This is a genomic window from Ensifer sp. NPDC090286 (assembly GCF_044769565.1).
In the GTDB taxonomy this organism is placed as follows: domain Bacteria; phylum Pseudomonadota; class Alphaproteobacteria; order Rhizobiales; family Rhizobiaceae; genus Ensifer.
Map to the genome: position 1 here is coordinate 130,934 of NZ_JBIVYF010000006.1, position 10,871 is coordinate 141,804.

General features: G+C 63.2%; 16 protein-coding genes. All 16 read left to right on the forward strand.

Translation table 11 applies throughout. The annotated features are described in order from the left end of the window. Nucleotides 1–3 precede the first annotated feature (3 nt). Nucleotides 4–744 (forward strand): HK97 family phage prohead protease, encoded by a 741-nt coding sequence (locus tag ACIQUG_RS27405; RefSeq protein ID WP_402325356.1) that lies wholly within the window; start codon nt 4–6, stop codon nt 742–744. A gap of 173 nt (nt 745–917) precedes the next feature. Continuing rightward, entirely contained in the window at nt 918–1,409 is a 492-nt protein-coding gene (locus ACIQUG_RS27410) for a hypothetical protein (protein ID WP_402325358.1), read from the forward strand. Nucleotides 1,410–1,550: 141 nt separating this feature from the next. Further along, entirely contained in the window at nt 1,551–2,864 is a 1,314-nt protein-coding gene (locus ACIQUG_RS27415) for a phage major capsid protein (RefSeq protein WP_402325360.1), read from the forward strand. 125 nt (nt 2,865–2,989) lie between these two features. Then, nucleotides 2,990–3,253: a hypothetical protein gene (locus ACIQUG_RS27420; protein ID WP_402325362.1), complete on the forward strand. Its 264-nt coding sequence runs from the start codon at nt 2,990–2,992 to the stop codon at nt 3,251–3,253. A gap of 14 nt (nt 3,254–3,267) precedes the next feature. Further along, entirely contained in the window at nt 3,268–3,462 is a 195-nt protein-coding gene (locus ACIQUG_RS27425; RefSeq protein ID WP_402325363.1) for a hypothetical protein, read from the forward strand. Nucleotides 3,463–3,466: 4 nt separating this feature from the next. Beyond that, the gene (locus ACIQUG_RS27430; protein WP_402325364.1) at nt 3,467–4,033 is read left to right on the forward strand and encodes a hypothetical protein; all 567 of its coding nucleotides are present in this window, start codon (nt 3,467–3,469) and stop codon (nt 4,031–4,033) included. After that, nucleotides 4,033–4,377, forward strand: coding sequence for a hypothetical protein (locus ACIQUG_RS27435; RefSeq protein ID WP_402325365.1), 345 nt, complete (start codon nt 4,033–4,035; stop codon nt 4,375–4,377). The genes ACIQUG_RS27430 and ACIQUG_RS27435 overlap by 1 nt, the downstream gene beginning before the upstream one ends. 1 nt (nt 4,378) lies before the next feature. Beyond that, on the forward strand, nt 4,379–4,825 hold the full coding sequence (locus ACIQUG_RS27440; RefSeq protein ID WP_402325367.1) for a phage morphogenesis protein: 447 nt from the start codon (nt 4,379–4,381) through the stop codon (nt 4,823–4,825). 171 nt (nt 4,826–4,996) lie between these two features. Then, entirely contained in the window at nt 4,997–5,419 is a 423-nt protein-coding gene (locus ACIQUG_RS27445; protein WP_402325368.1) for a DUF3168 domain-containing protein, read from the forward strand. After that, complete coding sequence (locus ACIQUG_RS27450) at nt 5,420–6,025, forward strand: hypothetical protein (RefSeq protein WP_402325369.1); 606 nt, start codon at nt 5,420–5,422, stop codon at nt 6,023–6,025. It begins immediately after the preceding gene. 187 nt (nt 6,026–6,212) lie between these two features. Continuing rightward, the gene (locus ACIQUG_RS27455; RefSeq protein ID WP_402325371.1) at nt 6,213–6,659 is read left to right on the forward strand and encodes a hypothetical protein; all 447 of its coding nucleotides are present in this window, start codon (nt 6,213–6,215) and stop codon (nt 6,657–6,659) included. Nucleotides 6,660–6,676: 17 nt separating this feature from the next. Next, nucleotides 6,677–6,910 carry a hypothetical protein gene (locus tag ACIQUG_RS27460; protein ID WP_402325372.1) on the forward strand — a complete coding sequence of 78 codons (234 nt, stop codon included), beginning with the start codon at nt 6,677–6,679 and terminating at the stop codon, nt 6,908–6,910. Nucleotides 6,911–7,355: 445 nt separating this feature from the next. Then, complete coding sequence (locus ACIQUG_RS27465) at nt 7,356–9,182, forward strand: phage tail length tape measure family protein (protein WP_402325373.1); 1,827 nt, start codon at nt 7,356–7,358, stop codon at nt 9,180–9,182. Then, complete coding sequence (locus tag ACIQUG_RS27470) at nt 9,182–9,814, forward strand: hypothetical protein (protein ID WP_402325374.1); 633 nt, start codon at nt 9,182–9,184, stop codon at nt 9,812–9,814. The genes ACIQUG_RS27465 and ACIQUG_RS27470 overlap by 1 nt, the downstream gene beginning before the upstream one ends. A 4-nt stretch (nt 9,815–9,818) precedes the next feature. Next, the gene (locus ACIQUG_RS27475; protein ID WP_402325377.1) at nt 9,819–10,445 is read left to right on the forward strand and encodes a hypothetical protein; all 627 of its coding nucleotides are present in this window, start codon (nt 9,819–9,821) and stop codon (nt 10,443–10,445) included. Continuing rightward, nucleotides 10,442–10,870: a DUF6950 family protein gene (locus ACIQUG_RS27480; RefSeq protein ID WP_402325378.1), complete on the forward strand. Its 429-nt coding sequence runs from the start codon at nt 10,442–10,444 to the stop codon at nt 10,868–10,870. Before ACIQUG_RS27475 ends, ACIQUG_RS27480 begins: the two co-directional genes overlap by 4 nt. Nucleotide 10,871 lies beyond the last annotated feature (1 nt).

Sequence of the window (10,871 nt, forward strand, 5' to 3'; positions counted from 1 at the left end):
ACTATGAAGACTGAAACCAAGGGCCTGACCGTCGAGAAGATGGACGAGAAGGGCCAGGGCCTTGCCCGCATCGCGATCCTGTCGGCCGTCGATCATGACGGCGACACCTATGCGCCTGGCGCTTTCTCCTGGAAGGAAGGCGGACACCAGTGGGCTCACATCCTGCCTGCGCACGATCGCCGCGCCATCCCCCTCGGCAAGGCCCGTGTTTACGAGAACGGCGATGCGGCACTCGCGGAGCTGCACCTCAACCTCGATACCGAAGCCGGCAAGAACTGGCACTCGGCCCTGATGTTCGACCTGGCGAAGGGTACGGCCATCCAGGAGTATTCCTACGGCTTCGGTGTCGTGGATGCGGCTTTCGAGCAGCGCGGCGCCGACCGGGTCCGCGTGCTGAAGCGTCTCGACATTCACGAAGTCTCGCCAGTGGTGCGCGGCGCCGGCGTCGGCACGGGCACGCTTGCCTTGAAATCGCGCGGCAGTTTCGCAGACCAGCTCGACGCGGTGATTGCCGAGATCGACGACATCATCGACCGGGCGGGTGGCGTGAAGGCCTTGCGCGATGCCGAAGGCAGGACCATGAGCAAGGCGCGGTTGGATCAGCTCGCCGAGCTTAGGCGGCGGTTCGACGAGGTTTTCCAGTTTGACCCCGCCTCCAATGCTGACACCGACAAGGCCCAGCGAGAACTGGAGCAATTGGCCGCGACCCATGAGGTACGCGGTGCGCTCCGGTGGCTCAAGTAGCAGCCTCAGAAAATCGCCCGTGGAGCGCTTTCAGCCCCACGGGCCGGGCCGAGACACCGCCCCGAGCCCTGATGCGCGTCTACGGCCTTCAAAACGGCTTCGAAACGCGAGCGAATTCCGGTAGCTTCGCCCGCGCGGGCATCTCCACCGCAAATTGAATAGGGGCAAAGGGTATGTTTAAGAAATTCGCATTTAGTGCCGTCGTCGCCGTGGTGTTATCGGCCTCTGCTTACGCGCAGGAAAGCGAGGACGGTTGGGCGCTATCGTTCAAGCGAGACGCTTTCGATAAGACGGTGTTCCCGGAGGCCTCCATCTACGAAACGGGAAGTTCGATTTCTTCGAGTTCAAACGTTTCCGTCGCCTGCGGACTTAACGGCTCATTGGTTCCAACATTTTGGCCGGGTGACGTCTACTCTCGTCTCACTTCATATGAGGTGGAATTCAAAAGCGGTTCGGCCCATCGAAAGTTCACGTTCACCGCTGGCGACGTACCTCGGTTAGGTGATCGGTTGCGCCTAGAGGCAGAAGAGGCTACGGCGTTACTTGACCTGTTCGCGAATGCCAGCGAACCTGTGGCTTATCGCTCAGAAGACAAGCAGGGCCAGTTTACATCGATCGCAGCTCGGCAAGTCTTCGACATCGTCCGGACTTCCTGCCCGAAGTGACCTGCACGCACCTGCGTGCATGATATCGCTTCCCTCCTTTTCCTAATCTCCTTCTCACAGCCCGCGCCGACGCGGGCTGATCGTCATCTGGCCACACGCGGACGTGAGAGGCCGATACCCAATCGAGAACGGAGAGGACAAATGTCCAGCCTCACATTGAAGCAGGTCCGCGATAAGCTCGCGGAAAAGCAGGATGCGCTCGGCAAGGTTTTTGCCGAGGCCCTGGTCACCACGGACAGCGGCAAGAGCTACGACTTCAACCGGGTGACGTGCCTGGGCGAGAAGGTGAAGGGTTCGATCGCGGTGGCCGAGCAGGTCAAGGCGATGAACGCCGAACTGAACGAGCTGGGTCAGCAGGCCGAGACGCTCGACGCGGCCGAGAAGGCCGCCCGTGACCAGGAGGAGCGCGAAAAGGTTCGCGGCCGGCCGACCATTCCGAACGGCAAGAGCAGTTCTTCCGGCGAGGCGAGCGTAAAGTCGCTCGGCGAAATGGTGGCCGAGGCGAAGGCCTACCAGGACTGGGCCAAAGCTGGCGCTGCCGGCGGTATTACGCTGCAGTTCGACAGCCTGCTTCCGTCAGATGCGCTCGCCAAGGGCATGGCCTTCGAGACGATCGGAAGCAAGGCGCTCATGGCGACCACCGCTGGCTGGGCGCCGCAGTCGCTGCGCCTGCCTGGCTTCGTTGAGGCGGCGACCCGCCCGATCCAGCTTCTCGACATCATCCCGATGGCGCAGACCGGCTTCGAGCAGATCTCCTACATGGAGGAGACCACACGCACACATGCTGCTGCAGAGGCGGCCGAGGGCGGCTCGTACTCCGAAAGCACGTTTGTCCTGGCCGAGAAGACCTCGCCGGTGAGGAAGATCACCGACAGTCTGCCCGTCACTGATGAGCAGCTCGAAGACGTGGCGCAGGCGCAGACCTACATCAACTCACGCCTGATGTTCGGCGTTCGTCAGCGGCTCGATGGCCAGACGCTGGTCGGTGATGCAACCGGCGCCAATCTTCGCGGCCTCAAGAATACGGCCGGCATCCAGACCCATGCCAAGGGCGCGGACCCGGTCCCCGATGCCTTCTACAAGGCCATGACCAAGATCCGCACGGTCGGCCGCGCAATTCCCACTCACCATGTCATGCATCCCGAAGACTGGCAGGATGTGCGGCTGCTTCGGACCACGGATGGCATTTACATCTGGGGTAGTCCCTCGGAAGCCGGCCCGGATCGCATGTGGGGTCTTTCCGTCGTGCAGCAGGACGCGGACGCCGCCGGCACTGGCTACGTCGGCTCCTTCCAGCCGGCCTGGATCTCACTCTTCGAGCGCAAGGGGATCGACGTCCAGATTGGTTTCGTCGGCACCCAGTTCAAGGAAGGCAAGCGCACGGTTCGTGCCGATGCTCGCTTCGCCTTCGTCATCTTCCGCCCGCCGGCGTTCTGCCAGATCACCGGCATCTAATACCCGCAGCGAGATGAGCGCTCCGTACCAGCGAACGGCGACGTGGCTGGCGGGCCGGAAGGCTCGGGAGGCTCCGGATCGGTGACGGCGGACGCTGCGGCCGTCACCACTTCGAGGAGGCACAAATGCCCTTAATGTCAGGTTTCTCGAAGCCCGTGGGCTGCGCAATGATCCCCGGCGGCCCCGTGGGCGAACACCTTGTCCCCGGCGCGATCAAAGCCGGCGACACGCTTCTTTCGGTCGAGCACATCACGGACGGAAGCCCGCCGACGCGGGTCGATCGCACGGCCGAATTCTCCATCACCGCCGGCAAGGGCGGTTCCATCACCAACACCACGACCAACACCACGGGCGGCTTCCTGCATGTCCTGTGGGCGCGGTCTGAGTAGGAAGGCAAACGCCAATGCAGGCGCAGGAAAGGCTCTACCTCACCGAGAAGAAGGACACGCTGGTCCGCGAAGGCGACAAGCGCGCACGCTTTCTCTACGCGGTCCCCGGCGACGAGATCCCGAACGAGACCGCGGAAAAGTTTGGGCTGAAGGAAGGCAAGCTTCCGTCGAACAAGGAAGCCAAGGGCGACGGTACCAAGGGGGCTTAAAGCCATGGCATTGATCGACCGGGTCAAAGAACGCACGGGAACAGACCTTTCTGACATCGAGCTGCAGGCGATGATCGACGCGATCACCCTGGAGATCGAAGCCCGCTTTGGCCCGGCCGGTCCCATCACCGTCGAGCTGGGCGACTTCGAGGATCCGCAGTCCCGATCGCTGCGCACGCTGCGCCTGGCGCGCCCGATGGATGAAGCTTTGCCGGTGACGATCGTGGAGATCGACCCTGGCAACACCGGAACACCTGCAGACGAGTTGCCGCTTGCGCCAAGCGATTATCGCGTCAGCCACGGCGGGCGGACGCTCCAGCGCCTGACTGGCGGCCCGAACGGGCGAAGCTATTGGGCGCCCTTGGTGCGGATCATCTACACGCCGATCGGCGACCAGGCCGCACGAGACGAGGCGACCATCAAGCTGATGCAACTCGACCTTTCCTATCGCGGCGGTCTCAAGAGCGAGCGGGCCGGTGACTACCAGTTCACGCTCGCCGGCGACGTCGCGGCCGAGCGAGAGAAGATTTTCGACAGCCTCGCCATCCGGCGCGGCATGGTGATGGCCTGATGATCGCGGGCCGGCTCACAATGCGGGCGCTGGTCGAGCGCAATCAGGCGATGGGAAAGGACGGCTGGGGCAATCCCGTGGCGCCGTCCTTTCAGCCCCTCACCACTCTCAAATGCTTCGTTTGGTCCAATGTCTCCCGTGAAGTTGTCGACGGCGACAAGACGGCGATGGTCGAGGACATGCGGGCGCTCTTCGCGCAGTCGGCCGATATCCGCGAGGATGACGAAATCTCGGCTGTGACCAATGCCAGGGGCGCCGTCATCATACCCGGCCGACTGCGCGTTGAAGGGCCGGTGCAGCGGAAACACACGCATCTCGAAGCAGCGTTGAAGAGGATCGGCTGACGTGGCCGGCAAGTCGAAATCGCTGAAGTGGTTCGGCAAGGCTGTGACTGCCAAGATGGAGCAAGCGCAGATCCTCGGCGTCAATCAGACGATGGCGGCCTCGGCGGCCGAGGCGAAGCAAAACCACACCTGGCAGAACCGCACCGGCACGCTGGAGGGCTCGATCGACATCGCGGAATACGCAAAGGCTGAAGCTGACGGTGTGCACGGCACCTGGGGCGCCCGCGATATCGCCTATGCACGGATCCACGAGCTGGGAGGCGTCATCAAGCCGAAGCGCGCAAAGGCTCTGGCCATTCCAGATCCGAAAAAGGCTGGTGGCGTGATCCTGGTCCAGTCGGTGACCATCCCGGCCCGGCCCTACCTTCGCCCAGCGGCCGACACTCAATATCCGAAGCTCGCCAGCCGCATTCGAAAGGCCTTTGAGAAGGCTTCGAAGAAGAAGTAAAGCAGGATTGACATCGCCTGCAGGTGCCGCGATGCTCGGCGCCGTTCCCCCAAATCGCACCCCATTTCCGACATGCGCGCAGCCGCGTGCATGATATCGGCGCGCCACGCTCGCTAGGTTTGCTCCACGTTCCGCCACCCGTTTGGGCTTGGCGGATTTTTGGAGGCGGAAGTGGCGGAAGCAGACATCATCACCGCGATCGTATCGGCGCTGAAGGCAGACGGGAACGTCGCAGGCCTTGCGGCCGATCGCGTCTATGGCGGTGAGCTGCCCAACGCCGAGACCGCGCATATGCCGCGCAACTGCATCGTCGTCAAACCCTCCGGCGGCGTCTCGATCGCTACCGGCAGCTTCTCCGATCACGACACTCAGCGCCTTGACCTCTTCTCCTACGGTACCACGCCCTTCGAAGCCGAGGCATTGCGCCGTCTGAGCCGTCGCGCGCTGGTCAATATCCGCCGGCGCGTCGTCGAGCGATGCCTCATTCACTGGGTTGAGCCGGCTGGCGGTTTCACGGCCGGCCGCGACCCCGACGCGGCCTGGCCCACCGCATTCCAGTCTTTTCAAGTCTTTCACGCTCTTCAGGAGGTCTAAATGCCCCAGCCGTTCGAAATCATCGCAGCGCCGTTTACGGCCTTTTACGCGCCGGTCGGAACTGCATTTCCGCTCGTCAACGCCGCCCCGGCGGTCGACTGGATCAAGATTGGCACCTCTGGCGACGAGAGCTACGACGAAGAAGGCGTGACAGTGACGCACACCCAGGAGGTCAACAAGGTTCGGCCGCTTGGCAGCACTGTACCGATCAAGGCTTTCCGCACAGCCGAGGAGCTGCTGATCGCCTTCACGCTGTGGGATGTCAGCGCTGAATTCTACCGGCTCTCGCTCAACTCCAACGCTGTTGCGACGACTGCCGCAGGAACCGGAACGCCTGGGACGAAGACGGTTCAGTTTTACCAGGGCGAACAGGTGGCAACGATGGCGCTGCTGCTGCGGGCCGGCGTCTCTCCCTACGGCGACGACATGAGCATGCAGTACGAGGTGCCCTATTGCTTCATGTCTGGCAGCCCCGAGCCGGTCTACCGCAAGGGGGAGCCGGCAGGCTTTGCCCTGGAGTTCTCCGCACTCCGCGATCCAAACGCCGTTTCCAAGACACTGAGCTTCGGCCGGCTCGTCCTTCAGCATCAGAAGCCGTTGCCCTGACAATGGCAGGCCGTGACCTCCAAGCGGAGGCCCGTGCGCTCGACGCGAAGGCCCGTCACCACAAACGCGAAGAGCGCCGCCACCGACTGGCGGCGCGTGACGCTCGCGAGCGTCTAGCCGAGATCGAGCGCGAGTGCGCGCGGCTTGGCATCACCCTCACAGTCCAACACGGCGAAGGAACCTCTCCATGGCCAAAGACCCATTGCTCGACCTCAACACGCTAATCGAGCGGCCGGCTATCACGATCGACGGCAAGCGCTACGAGATCCTGTCTCCGGAAGAGCTATCGATCCTCGATAGCCAGGCCTTTACCTTCTGGGGCGGAGAGATCGAAGAACTCTCCAAAACAAAGGGCAAGGAAAACGAGCTGGCCGACCTGGTCAACAAGGTCGCGAGCAAGGTTCTTGTCGACGTCCCTGCCAACGTAAGAGCAAAGCTCTCTGATGCTCAGAAGTACCGGGTCGTCGAGGTTTTTACCATGCTCCTGCTGCGTCACAAGATCGGCGCGGTGGGAGTGGCAGCGGCGGTAATGAAAGACATGAGCCCGTCGATTGGGGAGAAGAGCTTCCCCGCCTCCAGCGCTTCTTCGGTGGAAGCCCCGCGTGGTGGCTCAAAGAAGCGCCGGCGGCGCTAGTCAGGGCGTTCCGCATCATGCTGCCGCGCCTCCAGGCCCAGGAACAGATCATGGCGGTCAATGCCGGTCGGCTCGGCTCCGGATGGGTCGACAAGAACGAGGCACGTCGCGAGCTGTCGCGCCTGGAACGCATCGCCGATGGAGGCAACCGCCCCGCCGTTAAGGCGACCCCCCAAATGCTCGCCGCCGCCGGCATCGCCGTCGTCGAGGTTTCAGCCACCGCCTCTGAAGGAGATTTGAGCCATGGCTGAGAGGCTCGGCGAAGCGCTGCTTGAACTCAGGACCGACGACAAGGGCCTCAACTCGGGCATCAAGCGCGCCGAGGGCGGCGCGCAGAAACTCGGAAACACCTTCGACCAGACCTCCGGGAAGGCCGACAAACTCACTGAGCGGATGGGCGCTACAGGCGCGGCACTCAAGCGAGCTGGCGAAGCCTCTGGCGCCGCCGCCGGCGCTGCCCTGCAAAATGCCGCCGCGCTCTATCGGATGGATACGGCGGCGATGTCCGCTGGCAAAGCCACCGTCGCTCTCGCCCAGGCCGATTACAAGAAAGCGTCGGCTGCCCTTGCCGCCGCCAAAGCGGACAGCACGGCCTCCAAGGAAGCGATCGCCGCTGCGCGCGCAAACAAGCTGAAGGCTGCAGCAGCCATGGAAGCGGCGCAGGCCGACTATGCCGCGACGATCGCCTCACAGCGCGTGGCCGAAGCCGCCCGCCCAATCCCGCCGGCGCTCGACCAGGTCTCCAAGGCAACGAAGAACGCCGCGCTACAGCAAAAGCTGCTGGTGTTCCAACTCAACGACGTTTTCGTTTCGCTGGCCTCGGGCATGCCTGCCTACATGGTCCTGATCCAGCAAGGCTCGCAGATCTCGCAGATTTGGGGACCAGGCGAAGGCGGTCTCGGCCGCGCGCTCAAAGAGACGGCGAACATGGCGGTTTCGGCCGCGACCAAGTTTCCCCTGGTCACGGCTGCGGTAGCGGCGGCGAGCGTGGCGATCGCCGGCATGACCTACGAGGTGAACCGCGCGCAAGGGGTCACAGTTGGCCTCGGCGATGTTGCGCTCGCGACCTGGCAGGTGATGGCGGACGGCCTGTGGGACCTGCTGAAGCCAGCGGTCGACGCCATGGGACCGTGGTTCCAGTTAGCCTGGGACAAGATCGTCGCCGGCGTGAAGGTGACCGGCAATGCCGTCATCAACTCTTTCCACGCCGCCGGCGTCGACGTGGCGGCCGTTGCCTTAACCATCGGAACCCATTTCGAAGGCAGTTTCGAGCGTGTGAAGATTGTCTGGTCGAAGCTGCCGGAAGTGCTTGGCGATATTGTTTATTCGACCGCCAACCGGGTCGTGGACGGTGTTGAGGACATGATCAACGGTGCGGTCGACCGCATCAACAAGTTAAATGAGTACTTGCCCGATTGGGCTCAATTCACCGCGGTCGACAAAGTTGATCTTCCTGGCATTACAAATCCGAATGCTGGCGCCGGGACCCAGACGGCAAAGGCACTCAAGGCCACGGTCGAAAAAGAAAAGGCCGAGATCAAGCAGATCTGGGCCGACCGCAACGCCAGCGTCAAGCAGATCATGGGCAGCGATCCGCTTGGCGACTTCTTCTCGAAGGTCCAAGACCGCGCCGTTGAGAACGCCCTCAACGACAAGAAGAAGAAAAAGGGAAAAACCGGCAAGACCGACGCCGAGAAAGAAGCAGAGCGTTACCAGGATCTCGTCCGGAACGCTCAGCAGTTCATCGCTGTGCAGGAGACAGAGCGCCAATCGATCGGCATGACCGAAGAGGCTGCTGCACGCCTGCGCTACGAGCAGGAGCTGCTCAACCGCGCGGCTGACGCCAACATCAAACTGACGCCGCAGCAGTCGGCCGAGTTGAAGCGCCTGGCTGGCGAAATGGCCTCGGCCGAGGCGCAGACGAACGCCCTGCAGGACGCCTTTGATTTTGCCCGCGACGTCGCCGGCGGCTTCGTCTCTGACCTTCGCCAGGGGCTGGAAGACGGCAAGGGCTTTTTCAAAGCCTTCGGTGATGCAGCGATGAACGTGCTCGATCGGCTCATTGACAAGATCATGAACGACGCCCTGGACGCGATCTTCGAGCTTGGCAGCGCCGGCAGCGGCGTGGCGTCAGGTAAGGGCGGCGGCGGTTTGCTCGGCGGCCTCGGCAGCATCTTCGGCTCGTTGTTCGCAGGCTTCCGCGCCAAGGGCGGTCTTATCCCCAACGGCACATTCGGCATCGTCGGCGAGAAGGGTCCGGAGCCGGTCATCGGCACTTCGCGCGGCGCAATGGTGCTGCCGAACTCGTCCCTGAAAGGCATGGGCGGCGAAGGCAGTGGCGCCGGCGGCGAAATGAAAATCGGCGTGGCCGTGGAGCTGAAGGGCGGCAACGACTTCGAGGCGTGGGTAACGGACGTCTCGCGCCGGGAAGCCGGCGAAGCCGCCCAGGGCGCGGTCACTGCCTACGACCGGAACCTTCCTGGCCGCATGAACGAAATCGACAGCCGGCCGAGGTGGCGCTGATGGCTCCTTTACCCCTTTCCGCAATCAACGATCGCCTGTCGCACGATGCAGTCGTCTTCGACATCCAGCGCAATGATGAGTTCTCCGGAACAGGCGATGGTGACCTCTGGCAGCAGGAACTCGCACGGCCTCTCTGGACGGCAGAGATCTCGCTTAACGAGGGCTCGCATGACGAGCTGAAGCAGGTCGCCGCTCGGATCCGCAAGCTCGATGGCGCTCGCCAGGCCTTCATGCTCTGCGATCCGTTGTCGCTTTATCCGCAGGCCGACCCGACCGGGAGCATCCTAGGCTCTGCCGTGGTCACACTCGGCGTCATCGGTAGCGATCGGACGGCCATTCCTTTTCTGGGGCTGCCGTCCGGTTATGTGCTGACCGTCGGCGACAAGGTTCAGATCCAGGGCACGACCAAGACGGCATTCGTTGAAGTCTCCGAAACGGTCGCAGCGTCCGCCGGCGGAGTTGCCACCGTCTCGATTTTCCCGCGCCTTCCGAATTGGGTTCTCGCCGCTTCGCCAGTGACCCTGAAGAAGCCGGCCTGCCCGATGGTCATCGTTCCCGGCAGCCATCGGCCCGGCACCAGCCAGGGCGTCCTCACCGCAGGCGCCGGTTTCAAAGCCATCCAGAAGAGCTGAAGCTATGCGCAATATTACCTCGGCCCTGCTTTCTGCCATAACCGGAGCCCGCCAGAACGGGATTGCGCCGCGAACCCTGGTCTACGTCACCGCCAAGAACCGCACGACGGGAGTTCCGGAAAGCATCGGCGTCTGGAGCGACCACGACGACAGCAACATCACCGTGTTGAGCGGCATCACCGGCCTCCAGGAAACACGCCTCTATTACGGCGGCGGTGCCCTGCTGCAGGTGAGCGACATTCCGCGCGTTTCCGATCTCACCGTGCAGACGGTAACGATCGACCTTTCGCAGATCGCCGACGCGGCGCAGCGCCTGGTGCGCGAGTACGACGTGCGTCTCGCAAAAATCGAGATCCATCAAATTTTGCTCGATCCCGCGAGCGGCCTCCCCGTCAGCATCGATGCGCCGGTTTTCCTCGGCGAGGTCGATGGCGCGCCGATCAAGACGCCGTCGATCGGCGGCAAGGGCTCCATCAGCCTGAAGGTCATTTCCGACGCCATCTCGATGCTCACGCGCACCAATCCGCGCAAGTCTTCCTATGAAGCACAGAAGCGCCGCCAGGGCGACGAGTGGGGTCTGTACTCGGGCACGATCGAGACCTGGAACATTCCGTGGGGGCAGAAGGCATGAGCGGCGCACTCACCAGGCTCCCTGACTGGCGCCGTCGCTTCGAGGACGCCATCGACGAAATTAAGGCCCGGCCATTCGACTGGTCATTGCACGAATGCGGAACCGGTCTGGCCGGCCGCCTTGTGCTGGCGCTGACCGGCGTCGATTGCGCTGCGCAGTACCGTGGCACCTTTGACAGCCCGGCCGGCGCAGTGCGCGTCATGCGCGACGCGGGCTTCGACAACCTCGGCGACATGGTCGCGGATCTGCTGCCCGAGGTGCATGTCTCAGAGGCTTCAGTCGGCGATATCGCCGCCATCCCGGATGATACGCCGTTCGGGTATGCACTCGGCGCGGTCAATGGCGAGCGCATCTTTGTGCTGATGGACCACGGCATTGGCACCGTCGATCTGCTCGATGCCACCCGCGCGTTTAGGGTGGGCTGAC

Bases quoted from the DNA above. Each gene is read 5' to 3' on its own strand.
- ACIQUG_RS27430 (WP_402325364.1), top strand. From the start codon at position 3,467: ATGGCATTGATCGACCGGGTCAAAGAACGCACGGGAACAGACCTTTCT.
- ACIQUG_RS27425 (WP_402325363.1), top strand. From the start codon at position 3,268: ATGCAGGCGCAGGAAAGGCTCTACCTCACCGAGAAGAAGGACACGCTG.
- ACIQUG_RS27470 (WP_402325374.1), top strand. From the start codon at position 9,182: ATGGCTCCTTTACCCCTTTCCGCAATCAACGATCGCCTGTCGCACGAT.
- ACIQUG_RS27415 (WP_402325360.1), top strand. From the start codon at position 1,551: ATGTCCAGCCTCACATTGAAGCAGGTCCGCGATAAGCTCGCGGAAAAG.
- ACIQUG_RS27450 (WP_402325369.1), top strand. From the start codon at position 5,420: ATGCCCCAGCCGTTCGAAATCATCGCAGCGCCGTTTACGGCCTTTTAC.
- ACIQUG_RS27435 (WP_402325365.1), top strand. From the start codon at position 4,033: ATGATCGCGGGCCGGCTCACAATGCGGGCGCTGGTCGAGCGCAATCAG.
- ACIQUG_RS27455 (WP_402325371.1), top strand. From the start codon at position 6,213: ATGGCCAAAGACCCATTGCTCGACCTCAACACGCTAATCGAGCGGCCG.
- ACIQUG_RS27405 (WP_402325356.1), top strand. From the start codon at position 4: ATGAAGACTGAAACCAAGGGCCTGACCGTCGAGAAGATGGACGAGAAG.
- ACIQUG_RS27410 (WP_402325358.1), top strand. From the start codon at position 918: ATGTTTAAGAAATTCGCATTTAGTGCCGTCGTCGCCGTGGTGTTATCG.
- ACIQUG_RS27460 (WP_402325372.1), top strand. From the start codon at position 6,677: ATGCTGCCGCGCCTCCAGGCCCAGGAACAGATCATGGCGGTCAATGCC.
- ACIQUG_RS27480 (WP_402325378.1), top strand. From the start codon at position 10,442: ATGAGCGGCGCACTCACCAGGCTCCCTGACTGGCGCCGTCGCTTCGAG.
- ACIQUG_RS27420 (WP_402325362.1), top strand. From the start codon at position 2,990: ATGCCCTTAATGTCAGGTTTCTCGAAGCCCGTGGGCTGCGCAATGATC.
- ACIQUG_RS27475 (WP_402325377.1), top strand. From the start codon at position 9,819: ATGCGCAATATTACCTCGGCCCTGCTTTCTGCCATAACCGGAGCCCGC.